The 20,268-nt window shown below is 64.1% G+C and carries 15 protein-coding genes, 1 tRNA gene and 1 pseudogene; 12 read left to right on the top strand and 5 right to left on the bottom strand.

All coding sequences use genetic code 11. The features are described 5' to 3' along the window. Positions 1-97: 97 nt before the first annotated feature. Complete coding sequence (locus tag FSB78_RS01525; protein ID WP_158637948.1) at positions 98-670, bottom strand: methyltransferase domain-containing protein; 573 nt, start codon at positions 668-670, stop codon at positions 98-100. A gap of 583 nt (positions 671-1,253) precedes the next feature. On the opposite strand from FSB78_RS01525, the gene FSB78_RS01520 reads away from it, so the two are divergent. From FSB78_RS01520 to FSB78_RS19395, 4 genes are all read left to right on the top strand, one after another. Then, positions 1,254-1,808: a phage baseplate assembly protein V gene (locus FSB78_RS01520; RefSeq protein ID WP_147079360.1), complete on the top strand. Its 555-nt coding sequence runs from the start codon at positions 1,254-1,256 to the stop codon at positions 1,806-1,808. Beyond that, complete coding sequence (locus FSB78_RS01515) at positions 1,805-2,167, top strand: GPW/gp25 family protein (RefSeq protein WP_147079358.1); 363 nt, start codon at positions 1,805-1,807, stop codon at positions 2,165-2,167. The genes FSB78_RS01520 and FSB78_RS01515 overlap by 4 nt, the downstream gene beginning before the upstream one ends. 11 nt (positions 2,168-2,178) lie before the next feature. Next, entirely contained in the window at positions 2,179-2,607 is a 429-nt protein-coding gene (locus FSB78_RS01510) for a phage tail sheath protein (protein ID WP_147079357.1), read from the top strand. A 450-nt stretch (positions 2,608-3,057) separates the two neighbouring features. Then, the gene (locus FSB78_RS19395) at positions 3,058-6,990 is read left to right on the top strand and encodes a beta strand repeat-containing protein (protein ID WP_242007917.1); all 3,933 of its coding nucleotides are present in this window, start codon (positions 3,058-3,060) and stop codon (positions 6,988-6,990) included. A gap of 291 nt (positions 6,991-7,281) precedes the next feature. Here the strand turns inward: FSB78_RS19395 and FSB78_RS19810 are convergent, their stop codons facing one another. Next, positions 7,282-7,848, bottom strand: a complete 567-nt coding sequence (locus FSB78_RS19810) for a terminase large subunit domain-containing protein (RefSeq protein WP_479685472.1) — start codon at positions 7,846-7,848, stop codon at positions 7,282-7,284. Between FSB78_RS19810 and FSB78_RS19380 the strand changes: the two are divergent. From FSB78_RS19380 to FSB78_RS01465, 4 genes and pseudogenes are all read left to right on the top strand, one after another. Beyond that, positions 7,810-8,124, top strand: a pseudogene (locus tag FSB78_RS19380) (P2 family phage major capsid protein); the annotation flags it as partial. The gene FSB78_RS19810 and the pseudogene FSB78_RS19380 overlap by 39 nt on opposite strands. 104 nt (positions 8,125-8,228) lie before the next feature. Beyond that, the gene (locus FSB78_RS19025) at positions 8,229-8,561 is read left to right on the top strand and encodes a phage tail protein (RefSeq protein WP_158637947.1); all 333 of its coding nucleotides are present in this window, start codon (positions 8,229-8,231) and stop codon (positions 8,559-8,561) included. Further along, complete coding sequence (locus FSB78_RS01470; protein WP_242007915.1) at positions 8,554-8,880, top strand: phage virion morphogenesis protein; 327 nt, start codon at positions 8,554-8,556, stop codon at positions 8,878-8,880. Before FSB78_RS19025 ends, FSB78_RS01470 begins: the two co-directional genes overlap by 8 nt. Before the next feature lie 467 nt (positions 8,881-9,347). After that, positions 9,348-10,160: a GT-D fold domain-containing protein gene (locus FSB78_RS01465; RefSeq protein ID WP_147079353.1), complete on the top strand. Its 813-nt coding sequence runs from the start codon at positions 9,348-9,350 to the stop codon at positions 10,158-10,160. Positions 10,161-10,390: 230 nt separating this feature from the next. Here FSB78_RS01465 and FSB78_RS01460 read toward each other — a convergent pair whose 3' ends face one another. Further along, positions 10,391-10,651, bottom strand: a complete 261-nt coding sequence (locus FSB78_RS01460) for a hypothetical protein (protein ID WP_147079351.1) — start codon at positions 10,649-10,651, stop codon at positions 10,391-10,393. A gap of 87 nt (positions 10,652-10,738) precedes the next feature. Here FSB78_RS01460 and FSB78_RS01455 point away from each other — a divergent pair, with 87 nt between their 5' ends. Together FSB78_RS01455 and FSB78_RS01450 are read left to right on the top strand one after the other, a co-directional pair. Next, the gene (locus FSB78_RS01455; RefSeq protein ID WP_147079349.1) at positions 10,739-11,179 is read left to right on the top strand and encodes a site-specific integrase; all 441 of its coding nucleotides are present in this window, start codon (positions 10,739-10,741) and stop codon (positions 11,177-11,179) included. Between the two features lie 235 nt (positions 11,180-11,414). Beyond that, a complete protein-coding gene (locus FSB78_RS01450) occupies positions 11,415-12,248 on the top strand; it encodes a site-specific integrase (protein ID WP_242007913.1) in 834 nt (277 codons plus the stop codon). Positions 12,249-12,269: 21 nt separating this feature from the next. On the opposite strand, the gene FSB78_RS01445 is transcribed toward FSB78_RS01450, so the two are convergent. After that, positions 12,270-12,345: transfer RNA gene (locus FSB78_RS01445), tRNA-Thr, on the bottom strand. Between the two features lie 164 nt (positions 12,346-12,509). Here FSB78_RS01445 and FSB78_RS19375 point away from each other — a divergent pair. Next, a complete protein-coding gene (locus tag FSB78_RS19375) occupies positions 12,510-13,949 on the top strand; it encodes a PAS domain-containing protein (RefSeq protein ID WP_242007911.1) in 1,440 nt (479 codons plus the stop codon). Positions 13,950-14,029: 80 nt separating this feature from the next. Then, positions 14,030-18,643 (top strand): NAD-glutamate dehydrogenase, encoded by a 4,614-nt coding sequence (locus tag FSB78_RS01435; RefSeq protein WP_147079347.1) that lies wholly within the window; start codon positions 14,030-14,032, stop codon positions 18,641-18,643. A gap of 18 nt (positions 18,644-18,661) precedes the next feature. Here the strand turns inward: FSB78_RS01435 and FSB78_RS01430 are convergent, their stop codons facing one another. Then, on the bottom strand, positions 18,662-20,206 hold the full coding sequence (locus FSB78_RS01430; RefSeq protein WP_147079345.1) for a DHA2 family efflux MFS transporter permease subunit: 1,545 nt from the start codon (positions 20,204-20,206) through the stop codon (positions 18,662-18,664). Between the last annotated feature and the right edge of the window lie 62 nt (positions 20,207-20,268).

Here is a 20,268-nt window from a genome sequence, read left to right as displayed (position 1 = left end):
CGTAGGCATTGCCGGAGGTAGCGAAGGTCGTGTTCCCGGCGGTCAAGCCGAGTATCCTAACATCTTGACGATCATAACCCGCACGATCAGATCAAATTTAGAAGGCCGTAAGCCGACGGAGATCTCGCCCCTCCGGCTTTCGACATATCAGGACTTCAATGAATTCCGCTACAATGCCGTGGGAACGAGAATTGGCGCGGTAACACTCCACATCAAACGGCGTCCACGACGCGATCAAATCGACCAGGTCGTAACCAAAATGATATGTAACAAGGGCACCATCGCCGTTGATCGGGTTACCGTGATATTCGGGATCAAATAAGTGTTCAATAGTACCATCATCATGCAGCTTTGCACGAGCATGTGTATGCGTCAGATCTTTATACATTGGTGTAGTATGAATATAATAACCGCCCGGTCGCAGCGTTCGAAACGTTTCCTTATAGGCCTTCTCGATATCAAAAACGTGTTCCATCACGTCCTGCGTTACGACCAAGTCGAAACTTTCGGAGGCAAAGGTTTGAGCTTCAAGATTCTCGCATCGCACCCCGTCTACCAGTGCACCAGGCGTAGTATCAGGGAAAAACTGCGTCGCGATGTAACCTGGCGCGTCCTTCCGCAGCAAAGTCGACAGGCCCCGAATAGTTGGAGAACTTTCGTGAATGTCCATATCAGCGTAACCCGGTAGGCAACGCCGAACCGCTAGCATGAGCGCACGCTCACGAGGGATTGATCCGTCGATGCAGCTCTCGCAATTGAGTTGATCGCGAAACCATGGGCCACTTGCTACGAACGTCGTGTCCTTCAGACATATGGGGCAAAAACCTTCCCACCGCCGTTGTTCATGCGTCACAACGCCCCCCGGACCGATTCGCTAAGCCAATTATTGAAATCATATGTTTAGGTATGATCCGGCACAAGTACCTTAGTTGCTCGGATGATCGGTCTAGACTCGGTATAATCAGTTGCGAGTACCGTAAGATTGAGGTCACATTGGTTTTATTTAAATAGGTCTACCGATCTGGGCTACCTAGGACGAGTCGCAAGTTTTGCCATGCCCCCCCCCTATCGAGAAGCAGTTCGCCGTAATGGTTGGCAGGCCGAAGAACATGGGCCAAAAAGCGCCATCAGCGGTACCCAGGACCGTATGCGGGGCGTCCTCGTAATCCTCTCGGCATTCCCTGCGCTTGTAGAAAGCCATTCTACAAGAGCGAGGCCTCGCCTCTCGGCTGCGCCCGCGCATGGTCGCGTCCATGGCCAATCCCGCCGACATTCAGCACCTCATCGGCGATCTTGCGCGCGAAGGCGTCGTCGTGTCGGTCGACCCAGCCGCGGGCACCGCGCGCGTCCGCTTCAACGACGATCTGACCACCGGCGACATTCCATGGCTTGCCAGCCGTGCCGGCAAGACGCGCACCTGGTCGCCGCCGTCGGTCGGCGAACAGGTCGCGGTACTGGCGCCGAAGGCCGACACCGCGCGCGGCATCATCATAGGCAGCCTGTCGAGCGACGCGTACCCACACCCCGCCAACGACGCCTCGACGCTGATCGAATACGAAGACGGCGCGCGCATCGGCTACGATCCAGTCGCACACGCACTGACCGCGATCCTTCCCGGCGGCGCGACTGTCCGGATCGACGCCGATGGCGGGCTGTCCCTCAAGGGCGACGTGACCGTCGACGGCGACATCCGGTCGACGGGCACGATTACCGCCGACACCGACGTCATCGGCGCCGGCAAGAGCCTGAAGGATCACGTCCACCTCGGCGTCCAGCCGGGCGGCGCTGTGTCGGGGAAACCGCAATGATCGGCATGGACCGCGTCACCGGCGCGCCGATCGCGGGGGCCGATCACCTCGCACAGTCGATCGGCGACATCCTCGGCACGCCCCTCGGTACGCGCCTCGGCCGGCGCGACTATGGGGCGCTGGTTCCCCAGATGCTCGATCAGCCGAACAACGATCTCGGCCGGCTGCGCATCTTCGCCGCCGCGGCGCTCGCGCTGATGCGCCAGGAAGGGCGCGCGCGCATCTCGCGCGTCACGCTGTCCGCCGGTGCCGAGCCGCATCAGGCCGTCATCACCGTCACCGGCCGGCGCACCGACGCCCCCGGAGCGCCCGCCTTCTCGCTTTCGTCCACCATCCGCGCCCTGTCGGCGCTCGCCTGAAAGGTCCGCATATGAGTTTCCTGCACGGGATCCAGATCACCGAAGTCGCGCCCCGGTCGCGCGCGATCACAACGATTGCCACCGCCGTCATCGGGCTGGTCGCAACCGCACCCGACGCGGCTGTCGGCGCATTCCCGCTCGATACCGCAGTGCGGGTCACGAGCATTGACGACGCCATCGCAAAGGCGGGCGCCACCGGCACGCTGCGCGCCGCATTGCGTGCCATCGCCGGCCAGGTGATCGCGCCGATCGTCGTCGTGCGCGTCGCGCCTGGCGCGAACGCCACCGACACCACCGCGGCGATCGTCGGCACCGACGAAGCGGGCGTGAAGACCGGGATGCAGGCGCTGCTCACCACGCCCGCGCAGCTGAACCTCCACCCGCGGATCCTCGGCGCGCCGGGTCTCGAAAGCGAGCTGGTGACGACGTACGCAGTTTGATGCTTCACCAAGCCCGAAGGCCCCGAGCCACACCCCGACAGCGTCAAGCGACCGCTGTCGAACGTAGCCGCTTGGGCGGCTACGGGGGCTCCCTGGGGGGAGCAGGCGGGTTCTGATGCGTGTCAATCACGAAGCGCGCGCTATTTGACTCGTTGCTGCACCGAACTGCACCGGTGATCGATATTCCTAATAAGCCCCAAACCTTAGGATCGAGGCCGGATCCGGCTGGGTCACCAACTGCACCTTTTGCGCCACGAAAAGCCCGCAAGCGAGGCGGGGGGAAAAGCGTGCTCCCCGGGGCCATAGCTACAGAGGTTCCGGGCGCGAGGTCCGGTTCAAGATCGAGCCAGGCAAAAGCGAGCCGCATAGCGAGCGGATGCGCTGCTGCTCCGCCGCCCTAGAATCATATGTTCCCTTTGGCGTTGGGCGATCTTCACTGGAAATGAAAATTTGTTCCAAAAACCGCTGCCACATACGATTGAGTTTCAGCGATCTTCTACCGCCATTGCCGTTACGCGTCTGGCGGAAAGTGCGAACAGCTTGAGACGGCAACAACCGAACGGGCAGTGGCCGGCTGTGAAGTTGCTTGGCGGCATGATCGTACGGGATATGTCATTGACATTTCTAGGCGATCATAGGTTATGCGTCGATTTTTCGGCGGCCAAGAATCTGCTGAACGCGTCGGTTTTTTGGGGAAGACATTCAATGGACAGTTCGACCTGGAGCGACGCTCAAGCGCTCGCTTACATCGCATCGTACGCGGATCTACGCGCTGCCTTCGGCTCCGACGCGCAAGCTGGACGGTTGCACTACGCGCAAGCCGGCCTCTCGGAAGGTAGATCCATTTCGTTTGACGTGTACGGCTATTTGGCGAGCTATAGTGACCTTCGCGCCTTGTTCAACACGGACATCGCAGCTGCAACCCGGCATTTCATCCAAACCGGCGCTGCCGAAGGTCGAAGTGTTTCGTTCGACGCTTACAGTTATCTCGCAAGCAACGGCGATCTCAGGGTCGCGTTTGGCAACGACACCGCGGCTGCAACGCGCCACTTCGTTCAAACCGGCGCCGCTGAAGGCCGGAGTGTTTCATTCGACGCTTACGGTTATCTCGCAAGCAACAGCGATCTCAGGGTTGCGTTCGGCAACGACACTGCGGCTGCAACGCGCCACTATGTACAAACCGGCGCCGGTGAACACCGTAGCGTTTCATTCGATGCACTCGGCTACGTTGCATCCTATGCGGACCTGCGGGCAGCGTTCGGGACAGACACGGCTGCCGCTACACGCCACTTCGTGCAGAACGGAGCATCGGAAGGCCGTACCATTTCCTTTGATCCCGTTGCATACCTTCTTAGTAACGCTGACCTATCAGCGGCGGGTTTCGACGTGCAAAGCGCAACATGGCACTGGATTGGCAACGGCGCCAATGAGGGGCGCAGTGCGTCAGGCTTGTACGGCACCGAACAAACCAGTCACGATCTCGCTATAGGTTTCAACACGGTCGGAGTAATAAACCAAGCTGGTGACCATGATTGGTTCAAGGTCAACCTTGGAGCAGGCGACCGGGTAACGTTCGGTCTCTCCACATCTAACGGCAACGGTATCTTGACGATTTATGATGCGACGGGACACCAGCTGACGACCGATGGAGTGGATGGAACTGGCACGCGCTTTGTCGCAAGCACAACTGGCCTGTACTATGTTGCTGTTTCTGCAATCAATAACGCGACCGGTAATTACACCTTGAACGCGCATGCAACGGCGACGATCACGGGCACTAACGGTTCCGACACCTTGACGGGTACGGCAGGCGACGACGTGATCGACGCACTGGCAGGCGCTGACAGCGTGGATGCGGGTGGCGGCGCCGACACGGTGTACGGCGGTTCTGGCAACGACAGTATCCGGGGCGGACTCGGCAACGACAGCCTGTTCGGCGAAGCTGGCAATGACTCCCTCTATGGCGGCCAGGGTACCGATATACTGGACGGCGGGGACGGCGATGATTATCTCTACGATAGCGACGCTGGCTCTGACACTCTACGCGGTGGGGCCGGCCAGGATTATATCTCCTCTACGCATTATTCCAGCAGCTCCAATGCCAGCGAGACCATCACAATCGACGCCGGCGCCGATGATGATCAGGTTTCTTTCTATAGCATCGCATACGGAAGCTCCACGATAGATCTTGGCACCGGCAACGACAAGCTTGAGCTGTCTCAGAATTATTATGGTGATGTGCACGTAACGTTGGGTGCTGGACAGGATACGGTAACCTTAGGGTCCAGCTACAGCATTTACGGCTACAGCTCAGCCACAACCTTTACTGATTTTGCTGCCGGGCCGGCTGGCGACGTACTCAACTTAGACAACTTTCTTACTTCCAGCCTGGTCAACTGGGACGGCTCCAACCCATTCGGCACCACTGGCTACCTGCGATTGGTCCAGTCGGGTAGCGACACCCTGCTCCAGCTCGACCGCGACGGCTCGACTGGCAACAGCTACAACTTCAATACGCTGCTGACCCTCGAACATACGACAGCCAGCCAGTTCACCGCAGCAAACTTCAACGGCTTGGCCCCCAACGGAGCCTCGGCAAGCGGCCAGACGATCACGGGCACTAACGGTTCCGACACCTTGACGGGTACGGCGGGCGACGACGTGATCTACGCACTGGCAGGCGCCGACAGCGTGGATGCGGGTGGCGGCGCCGACACGGTGTACGGCGGTTCTGGCAACGACAGTATCCGGGGCGGACTCGGCAACGACAGCCTGTTCGGCGAAGCTGGCAATGACTCCCTCTATGGCGGCCAGGGTACCGATATACTGGACGGCGGGGACGGCGATGATTATCTCTACGATAGCGACGCTGGCTCTGACACTCTACGCGGTGGGGCCGGCCAGGATTATATCTCCTCTACGCATTATTCCAGCAGCTCCAATGCCAGCGAGACCATCACAATCGACGCCGGCGCCGATGATGATCAGGTTTCTTTCTATAGCATCGCATACGGAAGCTCCACGATAGATCTTGGCACCGGCAACGACAAGCTTGAGCTATCTCAGAATTATTATGGTGACGTGCACGTAACGTTGGGTGCTGGACAGGATACGGTAACCTTAGGGTCCAGCTACAGCATTTACGGCTACAGCTCAGCCACAACCTTTACTGATTTTGCTGCCGGGCCGGCTGGCGACGTACTCAACTTAGACAACTTTCTTACTTCCAGCCTGGTCAACTGGGACGGCTCCAACCCATTCGGCACCACTGGCTACCTGCGATTGGTCCAGTCGGGCAGCGACACCCTGCTCCAGCTCGACCGCGACGGCTCGACTGGCAACAGCTACAACTTCAATACGCTGCTGACCCTCGAACATACGACAGCCAGCCAGTTCACCGCAGCAAACTTCAACGGCTTGGCCCCCAACGGAGCCTCGGCAAGCGGCCAGACGATCACGGGCACTAACGGTTCCGACACCTTAACCGGTACGGCGGGCGACGACGTGATCTACGCACTGGCAGGCGCCGACAGCGTGGATGCGGGTGGCGGCGCCGACACGGTGTACGGCGGTTCTGGCAACGACAGTATCCGGGGCGGACTCGGCAACGACAGCCTGTTCGGCGAAGCTGGCAATGACTCCCTCTATGGCGGCCAGGGTACCGATATACTGGACGGCGGGGACGGCGATGATTATCTCTACGATAGCGATGCTGGCTCTGACACTCTACGCGGTGGGGCCGGCCAAGATTATATCTCCTCTACGCATTATTCCAGCAACTCCAATGCCAGCGAGACCATCACAATCGACGCCGGCGCCGATGATGATCAGGTTTCTTTCTATAGCATCGCATACGGAAGCTCCACGATAGATCTTGGCACCGGCAACGACAAGCTTGAGCTGTCTCAGAATTATTATGGTGACGTGCACGTAACGTTTGGTGCTGGACAGGATACGGTAACCTTAGGGTCCAGCTACAGCATTTACGGCTACAGCTCAGCCACAACCTTTGCTGACTTTGCTGCCGGGCCGGCTGGCGACGTACTCAACTTAGACAACTTTCTTACTTCCAGCCTGGTCAACTGGGACGGCTCCAACCCATTCGGCACCACTGGCTACCTGCGATTGGTCCAGTCGGGTAGCGACACCCTGCTCCAGCTCGACCGCGACGGCTCGACTGGCAACAGCTACGGCTTCAATACATTCTTGACCCTCGAACATACGACCGCCAGCCAGTTCACGACAGCAAACTTCAACGGATTGGCCTCCAACGGAGCCTCGGCAAGTGAATACGGTTTTATCGATGCCGACGACCATTCCAGTGCCGCCAGTGTCTTTAGCGGGGCTGCGATAGATTCTTCGCATGATTTTATGTTTGCATAATCTCAAATATCCAACTTTTGCGGTGGGCATAGCCGTCATGGTCGACGCGCACGATCATGGGGACCAGGCGCCACGCCAGGTTGCGTTTGCCACCGATATAGCCTGCCGCGGGTGCGACGGGCCGAACAGGATTAGGGATGTTCATGTTGGAGAATCTCGCCTTGTAGAGATCCCGCCCGGCGCGAGCCGGGTGCGGGACGGCCGGTGGCCGATGGTCGTGGCGAGCTTGTCCTCGTCGGTTTGCTAGGTTGCCGCCCGACATCCCCCGCCCGGCTCTGCCGGACGCGAAACCTATTTGCCCTTTGCGGGCGCGATCCGTTCCCGAAAGCGGAACGCCTCGATACCGAGCGCCGCGTTCACGTCGGCAAAGACGGCCTGCAGCGGCTGGATCTCCAGCTCGAAGAACATCGACGTCGCATCGGTCGGGTTGCCGAACGCCGAGCCCTGCGCCGGCACGATCCCGAACAGCTGGGGCGGCACGCGGTGCGCGGCCAGGACGTCGGCCTGCGTCGCGGTCTTGATGCCGAGGAACTCGTCCTTGGCGCCCACCTCGGCGATCGGCACGACCCTGATGCCGTGTTCCTTGCCGGCAGGCGCATGAATGAAGAGGTTGCGGAAGTGACCGACTCCGCATCGCCGAAGCTGAACGCCTGCACCGACGACGACGGCGCCGCGGTCGCCTCGATCGCGCCGGCCGACGCGTCGCGCGCCTCGGAGCGCGCCATGCGGCGCGTGGCGGCTGTCCGCTTCGACATCAGATAATCTCCATGGTGGCTTCCGGCCCGTCTCGATCGCGTCGATCAGTGCCTCGAACGCGAAATAGTAGGTCGCGCCGATCTGGCGCGACTTCAGGATCATGCGCGTGCGGAACGACAGCGCCGCGAACCATGCCTCCTGATAGCCATAGAGCTGGTCGAGGAAGATGGCCGCTATTTCTGCGCGCAGACCAACAGCGACACCGCGATCAAGTACGGCAAGCTCGACATGTGGGCGCACAAGCCCGAGTTCCAGACGCTCTACCGCGACACCATCGCCAAGCAGCAGGGCCGCGACCGGATCATGATCGGCTGGAACGGCGTCGCGCGCGCCGACACCACCCACATCGAGACCTACCCGCTGCTGCAGGACGTCAATTACGGCTGGCTCTACAAGATCCGCTATTACGCGCCGTCGCGCCACATCGCAGGCGGCGCGCTGACGCCGGCAACGCGCGATCCCGGTACACGGCTTCAATCTGGGTGCAGGACTTCGCCGGCAGCGTCAACAACCTGTTGGTGCCTCTGCTCTTATGGATCGCGGGCAACCAGTCGGATCTATTCGAGAAGGCCGACCGCAAACCGTTCACGTTTGAATCGGAACTGCTCGATGCCGAGACGTGCGACATCACGATCTCGATTGACCTCACCGAGCTGGTCCGCGTCGAGCAACTGCCGAATGGCCTGAAGGTCACCAACCTGCCCGAACCCGACATGCTCGACGTCTTTCCCTGCGTCCCCAAAGGCACGATCCTATGGACGGGCCTGATCGAAGATCCGGCCAGCGCGATCGAGATCGTCACCCACGATGAATGACTTCGCGCCGATCGAGCAGCTATGCCGAGATCTGCTGTTGCGCACCGCCGCGCCCGAGCGCGCGCGTCTCCTGCGCTCGATCGGCCGAGAGATCCGCAAGAGCCAGTCGGATCGTATCGCTGCCCAGCGCGCCCCGGAAGGCGTCGCGTTCGCTCCGCGACGACCCAAGCCCGATCGCGGCGGGAAGAAGGGCAGGCTTCGCCAGCAAAAGATGTTCCGCAAGCTCCGGATGGCAAAGAGCCTGAAGGCGGGCGCGAACGCCGACGAAGCATGGGTCGGCTTTGGGGGTCGCGCGTCGCGAATCGCTAGCATCCAATAGGAGGGTCTGTCTGATGCGCCTGCTACAGGTCAGCGCAGAGCGCGCTACGCGCGTCGCGTGCTGATCGGCCTGACCGACGCCGAACGCCAGCGGATCCTTGATCTTATTATTGGCGCAGTTGCGAGGCCCTAACCGGTATCGGCGCCCACCCCCGGATCGAGCGCTTGTGTCCGATTTTGGTGGGAAGCGGCCTGTCTGCTTTCGGACAGCGATCGGCGTAAGCGGACGTTCGTTGGGGCGGGGCAGCAAAATCTCGTCGACCGCTTCTGGCGGATGAGGAAGGGTCAGAATTCGGAACATCAGCGATTTGGACGACGCAACGCTAAGTCGAACTAGACATTGCATGAGAACGGAACGAAGCTCCAGAATGCCCCGATCGCCGCACATGGAGCGTATGTTTGATAGAACCTGCTGCCATTGAAGACGTACCACGGTGGTGGCTGCAGGACCGGGCCCCGATCGAGGCGGTGATCAGTCAGATCCTCGACCATCTCGGTTCGGGACGGGCATTCTCCGCGATACGGCTCGGTGACAGCGAAGGTACTGTTATGGACGATCCGCTAGCTGATGAGAGCGAAGTAGCCCACAGTCAAAGAATTTGGTGTGGAGATCAGCAGGTCGGGCAAGCTGACGTTGACCGTATCTCGCACGGACTGCGGTCGGCTTGCGAACAAGCTGATATTCTGGGCCTGCCAAGCGCGTTCCAGTTCGGGGCGCACGAACGCTATCGTCGTGTCTTTAGTGCACTGAGCAAGTGGCAGTGGCCTCGCCCAGAGCAAATGCTAGTCGACGCAAATCTTCATTGGTACCTGCAACTTTCAGGTGCGATGGCGCCAATACTGCGAAACCGCCCGGTAGTCGGGCTCGTAGGTTGTCGCGATCTTGCAATACCGATTCAGGAAACCTTCGGCGTCGATGAGGTTCGATCGTGGTTCGTGCGGGGGGAGACCCAGTATCCCGGCGAGGTGACCGAACCGCATTGGCCGGATGGCTTCAATCGCGTGATGGATACCCTTTCGGTGGCCTATCCCGGACAACTCTTCTTGGTAGGTGCGGGCATTTTGGGCAAAATTTACTGTCAGCGGATCAAGTCGTTGGGGGGCGTGGCGCTGGACCTGGGTAGCGTGTTGGACGCATGGGCCGGTGTCGTAAGCCGGCTGCGATTTGGGCCACATCAGCGCCTTTTCGCGCTCGAGGCTGCGAGAATGCCCGCAGCCACGAACTATCGGGAAGCACTTTCCGACGCTTGCCGCATCGCGAACATACAAGGCCTGTACTGAGCTTTGCCGCGGCAGGTGATCTTATACGCTTCAGTGCCTGCTATTTCGACGAGGGTCCGACGTCGGTCGGTTGACGCTTAGCTTACCGACCAGTCCGTCGTGGTGAAACCGTAGAACGCTCCCGATTGTTTCAATCCAATGCTCACCACCTCATTGTAGTGGATGTACGAGCGTCCACAATCGGGGGCGGCATGCGTCCCCCTGAACGGCAAGGATTGGGCGATAGCGGTCTACGGCCTGATGTCGTCTTCCGCCGTGTAGGCAGGCAACCCGACAACGGCGCTCTGGAACGCAGCTGAAATGTTGGTTGCTCGGAAGCATTGATCCCATAGCTCGGTCGCCAACGTGTTGATCGCGTTCGCCAGCACCGGGTGTTCGGGCCAAGGGTTCGTCTCGTGAAGCTTCTTCAAAGCGACGAAGTATTGATACGACGCCTCGTAGAGCGCCGTCTGCCACTCATGGCACGCGACCTGGTTTTGCTCATCCGTCATAACCGGGAGATGCCACCGCCCATCTACGACCGCAATCGGGGCGCATCGTTTAGCTCGTGAACGGCAACAACTGGGCGATTTGCGACCATGCCCGTGCTCCCGACGCTCGATCGCCGGCTGCGCGCGGAATACGCGACTTTAATGGACCTGGCACCCGCCGACCGGGTCGGGCGCGGGTGGCTCGTCAACTACCACGGCCGCGCGGTGCAGGACGTCGACCGTGCCTGGGACACCATGCTTACGAAGCTCGGCCTGCCGAAGGGGCGCGAATGGCGGTCGTATCTCCTGCGCCACAGCCTCGCGACGCTCGCGCGCAACCGCGGCGCTACGAAGTGGGATCTCGAAGGCTTCATGGGTCACAGCGACGGCAGCCAGACCGAAGTCTACGCGATCGGCGAATTTCCCAGCGTCGTCGCGGCTCTCACTGGCATTCTGGCAGACCTCGAACGGCTCGCTCCAGGTGCATTGCACCGAAGTCGCACCGAACAGCCGGAAGCCCTGCTTCAGAGCGGAGTGACGAAAATGTGAGGTAAACCAACGACTTGTCGCTTGGTATAGGTGGTGCCGCTTACAGGACTCGAACCTGTGACCCCCGCATTACGAACGAAGCCCTTATCCCGGACTTCTAACGTTTCTGCTTGGGGAACTGGGGAGCCTCGCGCCTTCTAGCCCGCAGAAATCCGTCATCAACAGCGGTCTGCACCGGAAACGCACCGGAGCCGGAATTCATCGACATCGAGCCTTCGGGCTCACCGCACCCGCAATGGCCAGCCGGCATCCAGCCCGCCCGCATTGCCTGCCATCGACTTCCTTCGGGAGCCGACACGATGTCGAACACACTGCCGCCAATGCCGAGCCGCCGCGTTCCGACAAGCGACCGATCTACAAGCCGCTCCCCGCCCGCCAGGTGCAGCGCATACGGCGTACCCGCATCGGCGTGGAGGAACTGGCGAAGATGTTCGCCTACGCGGCCGAGCCGGATAAGCAGCGCGGCTCGCTTCATGCCTTCCTGGTCGCGTCGGTCTGCACGATCGCTCGGCCTGGTGCCGTCGTCGACATCAACGTCGCCCCCGACCGCCAGCAATGGTGGCCGGGCGCGCCGACGATCGACCTCAACCCGCAAGGGCGCACACAGAACAAGAAGCACCGCGCGCTGCTGCCCGTGCTGCCCCTGCTCGGTCGCTGGCTGCGCGAAGAATACGCGACGTACATGGCGCTCAAGCCGGCTGATCGCGCCGGCCACGGCTGGCTGGTCAACTATCACGGCCGCGCCATCCAGGACGTCGACCGCGCCTGGGATACGATGCTGTCGAACCTCGACATGCCGTCCGGCCGCGAGTGGCGCCCGTACGTCCTGCGGCACAGCCTCGCCACCCTCGTCCGCAACCGCGGCGCCGAGAAGTGGGATCTCGAAGGCTTCATGGGTCACCGCGCCGGAAGCCAGACCGAGGTCTACGCGATCGGCGAATTTCCGAGCGTCGTCCAAGCCTTGGAAAGCGTGATCGCTGAAATCGGGAAGCTCGCGCCGGGCTCTTTGCACCGGAAGGTTACCGGAAACGGTGTCTCGTCAAACCCGACCGGGGAGAGCAAAATGTGAGTTAAACCAACAACTTGTCGATGGTGCCGCTTACAGGACTCGAACCTGTGACCCCCGCATTACGAATGCGATGCTCTACCAGCTGAGCTAAAGCGGCATGTCGACGGCATCTGTCCGTCTGGGGGCGCCACTAACAGGTCGGGAAATTGCTGACAAGGGCCCTCGCGCACGGTTCGGGTACGGAGCTTCGCGGGCCGGCGATTTACGGCTCGTTTACCAAGCGCGGTGCACAAGCGTGGCCGATCAAGTGGGGACGAGCGGATGGATACGGCACGCGGGCTGGATGACGAGCGGATCGAGCGCGACGCCGACTCATCTGGCGACTCGGGCCCCGATTCGGCCGACGCCGGCGTGAACGATGCGATGTTCGACCTCGGCGGCGACGAGCGGCGGATGCACGTGCGTGCCTACAACCACTGGGTGTCGCTGCTGAAGGGGCGTCCCTATCCGTCGATCAGCGATCTCGATCCGGCTGGCATCACCGACTTCGGGCCGCACAGCGTCCTGCTCGACTTCAGCGGCGGCGTGGACGATCCCGGCATCGCCTATCTGGGGGCGGCGCTGCGTGCCGAATGCGCGCTCGAGGGCACGATCACGTCGATCGCCGATGTGCCGAGCCGGTCGCTGCTGTCGCGGCTGACCGACCATTATCTGCAGATCATCGCCAACCGCGCACCGATCGGGTTCGAGGCGGAATTCGTCGGCAGCCGCGGCTGCACGACGCTGTATCGCGGAATCCTGATGCCGTTCTCGTCGAGCGGCGACGACATCGATTTCCTGTTCGGCGTGATCAACTGGAAGGAACTGGTCGACGACGTCCTGCAGGCGACGCTGGATGCCGAACTCGACGCCGCGGTGCGGTCGATCCCCCGCACCGACGTCGACGCGCCGGTCTGGGCCGACGGTCCGAGCGGCGGCTTCGGCCTGTCCGTCGACCCGGTGCCCGCAACCGCGCCGGCGCCGTCGCCGGCCCTATTGCCGGTCGCATCGTCGATGGCACCGCCCGCCCCCGCTCCGGTTCATGCGCCCGTCATCGCGACCGAAGCGCCCGGCGCATCCGCTCCCGACGAATTCCTGCTGACCGAACTCGCGCCGCCCGAACCGTCCGCTGCCGAATTCGGGGCGTCGAACACGCTCGCGGACCAGCTGGCGGCGGCGCGCGAGAGCGCGGCGCAGGTCCGTGCCGCCGATACGCGCCGCCGCACCGCACTGTACCGTGCGCTCGGCCGCGCGCACGATTTCAGCCTGGCGACCGACGCGAATGTCGCGGATTATGCCGAGATCCTGTCCGACGCTTGCATCGCCGCCCCATCGGCCGCACCGATGACGCCGGTCGTCGAACTGGTGTTCGGTGCCGACTATGACGCCGTCCGGCTCGCCGAATTCGCTACCGTGCTGCAGCATGCGCGCCGGATCGGCATCGGCATGGGCGGCTTGGCGCCACTGCTGGGCCGCACGCCCGGCGGTATCAAGGCGATCGCCGCCGCCGCGCGCGCGGCAACCGAGACGGCCAAGCCGCGACGCAAGAAGGCGCCGGCAATCCCGCCGGTCCTCACGCATCTCGCGCTGGAAACCGAGGCGGCCGTGGGCGAAACCGTCATTCTCGTCGCGCGCGCGGCTCCGAATGGCGGGCTCGACATCCTCGGATCGGTCACCGGCGATGCCGCCCTGGCCAGGCAGGCGGTCCGCGCGCTGCGCTGACGTTTTGCACCGCAACAAGCGCCCTTCGCACCTGCCACAAGCCTTGAGCTGATCCCGCCACGGGCGCATAGGCGCCGCCTATGGCGAACCATATGCAGATGCTGACCGACGCCCTTGCGGCCCGGCTTACCGAACGCGCGCTTCCGGGCGAATTGAAGGACTTCGGGACCGACGAGATCGCGCACGCCGCGGCCTTCGTCGCGACCACCGCGGCACGGCGCGACGGGCATGCGCCCGCGATCGCGATCGAGCCGATCGCCGCCGACGATGTCCGGCGGCGGATGCGCGTCGCGATCGTGAACGACGACATGCCGTTCCTGGTCGATTCGATTGCCGCCGCGATCGGCACGCAGTGCATAGCGGTCGACCGGATCATCCACCCTGTCGTCACGACCAAGCGCGACGCCGACGGCACGCTCGTCGCGATCGGCGATTCGGCTGGGGCCGACGGCGCCCCCGAATCGATGATCTACCTGGAAATGGAGCGCGCCGACGCGCGCGACCGTCGCGGACTGCTCGACGAGCTCGCGGCGGTGCTGGCCGATGTGCGCGCCGCGGTGACCGACTGGCGTGCGATGCAGGCGCGGATGGCCGCGGACATCGTCGGCGTCTCCGACGACGAGGGCACCGCGCTGCTGCGCTGGTTCCTCGACGGCAGCCTGACCCTGCTCGGCCACCAGCTGTGGCACCGCGACGGCAGCAGTGGCGCCGCACTCGGGATCGCGCGGCAGGAGCACCGCGTCCCGATCCTCGCCGAAGCCTCGCGCGCGCTCGCGATCGAATGGTTCGAACGCGGCGGGACCGCGCCGCTGCTGCTGAAATCGAACCTGATCTCCACCGTGCACCGCGCGGTGCCGCTCGACCTCGTGGTCGTGCCCGTGTTGACGGGGACGACCGTGACCGGGCTGTCGATCCATGCCGGGCTGTGGACCAGCGCCGCGCTGGCGACGGCGCCGCGTGACGTGCCGGTACTGCGCGCCGCGCTCAAGTCGCTCGAGCAGAAATTCGGCTTCGACCCGCGCGGCCATGCGGGCAAGGCATTGACGCACGCGCTGACGCAGTTGCCGCACGACTTGGTCATCGCGTTCGAGGCGCCTGCGCTCGAGGAGCTGGTGCTGACCGCGATGAGCCTGGCGGATCGTCCCCGCCCCGCGCTGGTGCTGGTCCAGTCGACGCTGAAGCGGCATTTGTTCGCGTTCGCCTGGCTGCAGCGCGACGACCTGACGACGAGCCGCCGCGTCGCGATCGGCGACATGCTGGCCGAGGCCGCGAACGCGACCGTGCTCAACTGGTCGATCGGGCTGGAGGATGGCGGCGTCGCGCTGATCCGCTACACGCTCGACCTGCGTGGCGAGGGGCGCATGCCCGATGTCGCGCCGCTCGCGTTGCGGTTGCAGCGGATGGTGCGCGGCTGGGGCCCCGATGTCGAGGCGGCGCTGGCCGATACGCTCGCGGCGCCGCGCGCCGCGCGTCTGGCGCTCCGCTGGGCTGCGGCATTCCCGCAAAATTATCGCAACGTCAGCAGCGCCGCCGAGGCCGCTGCGGACATCCAGCGCCTCGCCGCGCTGGAGGGGCCGGAGTCGCGCGGCGTACGCCTGATCGCCAGCGCGCCGGGTGAGAACCGCCAGCTGAAGATCTACCGGCTGGGCGGCGCGCTCGCGCTGTCCGACGCGGTGCCGGTGCTGGAGAATTTTGGGTTCCGCGTGATTGGCGAACTGCCGACGCGGTTGCAGGGTGACGGCGACGCCTTCGTCCACGACTTCGTGCTGGAGGCCAACGACGCCGCGCTCGATACCGACGCCGAAGTTCTGGAGGGCGCGATCGCCGCGGTGCTGGAAGGTGCGGCGGAGAACGACGCGTTCAACCGGCTGATCGTCGAGCTGGGCATGGCGCCGCGTGCGATCGTCCTGTTCCGCGCCTGGTTCCGGTATCTGCGCCAGGCGGGGCTGCCCTACGGCCTGACCACGGTCGTCGATGCGCTGCGTCGCGCGCCGACCGTCGCCGCCGCGCTGATCGCGCGGTTCGACGCGGTGCATGATCCGAAGCATCCCGGCAACGCGATCACTGCCGACCAGGCGATCGAAACGGGGCTGGATGCGGTCGCGGCGATCGATGACGATCGCATCCTGCGCGCCTATCGCAGCCTGGTGGCCGCGACGCTGCGCACCAACGCCTTCACGCCCGCCGCGGCCGAAGCGCTGGCGTTCAAGCTCGACAGCCACCTGATCCCCAACCTTCCCGCGCCCGTGCCGTGGCGCGAGGTCTGGGTCTATTCGCCCCGCGTCGAGGGCATCCACTTGCGCGCCGGGCCCGTCGCGCGCGGCGGGCTGCGCTGGTCCGACCGCCGCGACGATTTCCGCGTCGAGATCCTCGGGCTGATGAAGGCCCAGCGCGTCAAGAACGCGGTGATCGTGCCGACCGGTGCCAAGGGCGGCTTCTATCCCAAGCAGCTCCCCTCGCCCGCCAACCGCGACGCGTGGCTCGCGGAGGGCACCGAGAGCTACCGCATCTTCATCCGCTCGCTGCTGTCGATCACCGACAACATCGTCGAGGGCGAAGTCGTCCATCCCGACAACGTGACGATCCTCGACGGCGACGACCCCTATTTCGTCGTCGCCGCCGACAAGGGCACCGCGACGTTCAGCGACGTCGCGAACGCGCTGGCGCTGGAGCGCGGCTTCTGGCTGGGCGATGCGTTCGCGAGCGGCGGCAGCGTCGGCTACGACCACAAGGCGATGGGGATCACCGCCAAGGGTGCGTGGGTTTCGGTCCAGCGGCACTTTGCGGAGCGCGGCATCGACGTGCAGACGCAACCCATCACGGTCGTCGGTTGCGGCGACATGTCGGGCGACGTGTTCGGCAACGGGATGTTGCTTTCTAAGACGCTCAAGATCGTCGCGGCGTTCGACCATCGTCACATCTTCCTCGATCCGAACCCCGATCCGGCGGGGAGCTGGGACGAGCGTGCGCGGATGTTCGCGCTGCCGCGCTCGAGCTGGGCGGATTACGACGCATCGCTGATTTCCGAGGGCGGCGGCGTGTTCGCGCGCACCGCCAAGGTCGTGAAGCTGACGCCGCAGGTCCAGGCGGCGCTCGGCATCACAGAGACCGAGATGGACCCCGGCGCACTGATCACCGCGATCCTCAAGGCGCCGGCCGACCTGCTCTGGTTCGGCGGCATCGGCACCTATGTGAAGGCGGCATCGGAAGCGAACGTCGCGGTCGGCGATCCCGCCAACGACCGGTTGCGGATCAACGCCGAGGACCTGCGCGTCACCGCGATCGGTGAGGGCGCGAACCTAGGCGTCACGCAGGCCGCGCGCATCGCGTTCTCCGCGCGCGGCGGGCGGATCAACACCGACTTCATCGACAATTCGGCGGGCGTCGACTGTTCGGATAACGAGGTGAACATCAAGATCGCGCTCAACCGCGAGGTGATCGAGGGCCGTCTCGATTACGAGGCGCGCAACACGTTGCTCGCGTCGATGACCGACGACGTCGCGCACATCGTGCTCGAGGACAACCGACTGCAGACGCTGGCGCTGTCGATCGCGGAGGCGGACGGCGCGGTCGCGGTACCGAGCTATGTCCGCGTCATCGAGATCTTCGAGAACACCGGGCGGCTCGACCGCGTTGTCGAGGGGCTGGCCCCGAACGACATCCTGCTGCGTCGCGGCCAGGACGGACAGGGCCTGACCCGGCCCGAGCTCGCGGTGCTGCTCGCGACCGCCAAACTCGCGTTGCAGGACGCGATCGAGCACAGCGCGGTCGCGACCGACGACGAGCTGAAGCCGGACCTGCACGCCGCCTTCCCGGCGGCGATGCGCGAGCGGTTCGCCACCGCGATCGACGAGCATCGCCTGCGCGGCGAGATCGTCGCGACCAAGCTCGCCAACCGGATCGTCAATCGCCTGGGCGTGCTCTACCCGTTCGAGCTCGCCGAGGAGGAAGGCGCGGCGATGGGCGACATCGCGGCGATGTTCGTCGTGGCCGAGCGGTTGTTCGACCTGCCCGCGCTCTGGGCGGAGATCGAGACGACGGCGATGCCCGAGGCGGCGCGGATCGCGCTGTTCGACGAAGTCGCGGTCGCGACGCGGTCGCAGATCGCCGACCTGCTGCGGGTTTCGGCCCCTGGTGCGGGGCCTGGCGAAGTGCTCGCACGCCTTGCCAAGGGCATCAGGCATCTCGACGGCCAGACCAAGGCGCTGCTGCTCGCCGAGGCGAGCGCGCAGAGCGCGCGTATCGCCGCGCAACTGGAGGCGGTCGGCGCCCCCGCTGAGCTGGCGCGGAAAGTCGTCCGGCTGTTCGAGCTCGACGGTGCGGTCGGGCTTGCCGATCTGGGCCAGCGACTCGCGCTCGACGAGGCGGTGCTGACCCGCGCCTTCACGCATCTGGGGCAGGCGCTGGGGCTCGACTGGGCGCAGGCCAACGCCGCGCGGATCAGCCCGACCGATCCGTGGGAGCGGCTGCTGATCGCCGGCCTCGCGCGCGATTTCCAGCAATTGCGGCTGGAGTTCCTGGCGCGCTGCGGTGCGACCGATCCGCAGGGTGCGGTCGAAACCTGGCTGCTCGCCAATGCGCAGCGCGTGGCGCAGTTCAAGGCGGTGATCGACCGGGCGCGCCACGCGGCCGTGCCCAACGCCGCGATGCTCGCGCAGATCGCCGGGCAGGCGCGGGTCCTGCTCGGCCGGTAACGGAGGGCCCGGGCGCGGCTAGTCCGCCGCGATCGGGCCCTTTGGCGGCGACGCCTTGCGCGTGAACCAGACGATCACGACCAGCGACAGGCACAGCCACGCCGAAATCCGGAACAGGTCGGTCGAGGCAAGCAGATAGGCCTGACCGACCATCTGCCGCGTGATCGCGCCCGCCGCCTGCGTGTCGGTCAGCCCCATCCGCGCAAGGCCATCGACGGCGAGGCGATACGGCATCCCCTGCCCCACGGCTTCCGACAACCGCGTCTGGTGCAGCGCCTCGCGCCGGTCCCACATCGTCGTGATCAGCGATGCCGCGAAACTGCCCGCGGTGATGCGCGCGAAGTTCGACACGCCCGTCGCCGACGGCAGCCGCTCGGGCGGGATGCGGTCGAGCGAGATCGTCAGCATCGACAGGAAGAAGGTCGCCATCGCGATCCCCTGCACCATCATCGGCAGCATCAGGTCGTAGAAGCTCGCGGTCGTCGTGTAGCCAGAGCGCAGGTAATAGGAATAGCCGAACGCCGCGAACGACACCGTTGCGAGGATCCGCGCATCGACCTTGCCCGCGAGCTTGGCGACGAACGGGGTCAGGATCACCGCGACGATCCCAGAGGGCGCGGCGACCAACCCCGCCCAGGTCGCGGTATAGCCCATCTGCGTCTGCAGCCAGAGCGGCAGCAGCAACGTGTTGGCGAAGAACACCGCATAGCCGAGACAGAAGGCCAGCGTGCCGATCGCGAAGTTGCGGTTCTTGAACTGGGTCAGGTTCACCGCCGGATTGGCGTCGGTCAGCTCCCAGATCAGCCAGGTCGCAAAGCCGATCAGCGCGACCACCGCGGCGATGACGATGCGGTCCGACGCAAACCAGTCGTCGTTCTTGCCGAGGTCGAGCGCGATCTGCAGCGCGCCGACCCACAGCACCAGCAGCATCAGCCCGACTCCGTCGATCGGCAGCTTCCGCGTCGGCGTGTCGCGCTTACCGAGCATCTTCCAGCAGACGAAGCCGGTGAACAACCCGAACGGCACGTTGATCAGGAAGATCCAGCTCCAGTGATAGTTGTCGGAAATGTAGCCGCCGAGGATCGGCCCCATGATCGGCGCGACCAACGTCGTCATCGACCAGATCGCGAGCGCGGTCCCGCGCTTGTGCGGCGGGAAGATCGCGATCAGCAGCGCCTGGCTGCCCGGAATCATCGGTCCCGACACCGCGCCCTGCAGGATGCGGAAGCCGATCAGCGACGGCAGGTTCCAGGCGATGCCGCACAGGAACGACGCGATCGTGAACAGGATCACCGACACGCAGAAGGTCTTGACCACCCCGAACCGGCCCATCAGCCAGCCGGTCAACGGCACCGCGACGCCGTTCGCTACTGCGAACGCTGTGACGATCCAGGTCGAATTGTCGCTCGAGACACCGAGATTGCCCGCGATCGTCGGCAGCGACACGTTGGCGATCGTGGTGTCGAGCACCTGCATGAACGTGCCGAGCGCGAGCGCGATCGCGGTGAGCGCGAGCGGGCCGCCGGTGAGCGGCGCGGGACCGGGGCCGGAGGGGGCGGCCATCAGTGTCGCGCCTCGACGTCGAGCCAACCAAATCCTCCCCCGGAGGGGGAGGGGGACCGCGC

Origin of the sequence: Sphingomonas ginsenosidivorax, from assembly GCF_007995065.1 — a bacterium.
In the GTDB taxonomy this organism is placed as follows: Bacteria; Pseudomonadota; Alphaproteobacteria; order Sphingomonadales; family Sphingomonadaceae; genus Sphingomonas; species Sphingomonas ginsenosidivorax.
Note: the sequence above shows the minus strand (reverse complement) of the source record. Positions and strands in the feature narration are given on the sequence as shown.

What these genes read in the sequence shown, in the direction of transcription:
- FSB78_RS01525 (WP_158637948.1), bottom strand. Translation starts at nt 670, where the DNA reads ATGGACATTCACGAAAGTTCTCCAACTATTCGGGGCCTGTCGACTTTG.
- FSB78_RS01520 (WP_147079360.1), top strand. Translation starts at nt 1,254, where the DNA reads ATGGCCAATCCCGCCGACATTCAGCACCTCATCGGCGATCTTGCGCGC.
- FSB78_RS01515 (WP_147079358.1), top strand. Translation starts at nt 1,805, where the DNA reads ATGATCGGCATGGACCGCGTCACCGGCGCGCCGATCGCGGGGGCCGAT.
- FSB78_RS01510 (WP_147079357.1), top strand. Translation starts at nt 2,179, where the DNA reads ATGAGTTTCCTGCACGGGATCCAGATCACCGAAGTCGCGCCCCGGTCG.
- FSB78_RS19810 (WP_479685472.1), bottom strand. Translation starts at nt 7,848, where the DNA reads ATGATCCTGAAGTCGCGCCAGATCGGCGCGACCTACTATTTCGCGTTC.
- FSB78_RS01470 (WP_242007915.1), top strand. Translation starts at nt 8,554, where the DNA reads ATGAATGACTTCGCGCCGATCGAGCAGCTATGCCGAGATCTGCTGTTG.
- FSB78_RS01460 (WP_147079351.1), bottom strand. Translation starts at nt 10,651, where the DNA reads ATGACGGATGAGCAAAACCAGGTCGCGTGCCATGAGTGGCAGACGGCG.
- FSB78_RS01455 (WP_147079349.1), top strand. Translation starts at nt 10,739, where the DNA reads ATGCCCGTGCTCCCGACGCTCGATCGCCGGCTGCGCGCGGAATACGCG.
- FSB78_RS01450 (WP_242007913.1), top strand. Translation starts at nt 11,415, where the DNA reads ATGGCCAGCCGGCATCCAGCCCGCCCGCATTGCCTGCCATCGACTTCC.
- FSB78_RS19375 (WP_242007911.1), top strand. Translation starts at nt 12,510, where the DNA reads ATGGATACGGCACGCGGGCTGGATGACGAGCGGATCGAGCGCGACGCC.
- FSB78_RS01435 (WP_147079347.1), top strand. Translation starts at nt 14,030, where the DNA reads ATGGCGAACCATATGCAGATGCTGACCGACGCCCTTGCGGCCCGGCTT.
- FSB78_RS01430 (WP_147079345.1), bottom strand. Translation starts at nt 20,206, where the DNA reads ATGGCCGCCCCCTCCGGCCCCGGTCCCGCGCCGCTCACCGGCGGCCCG.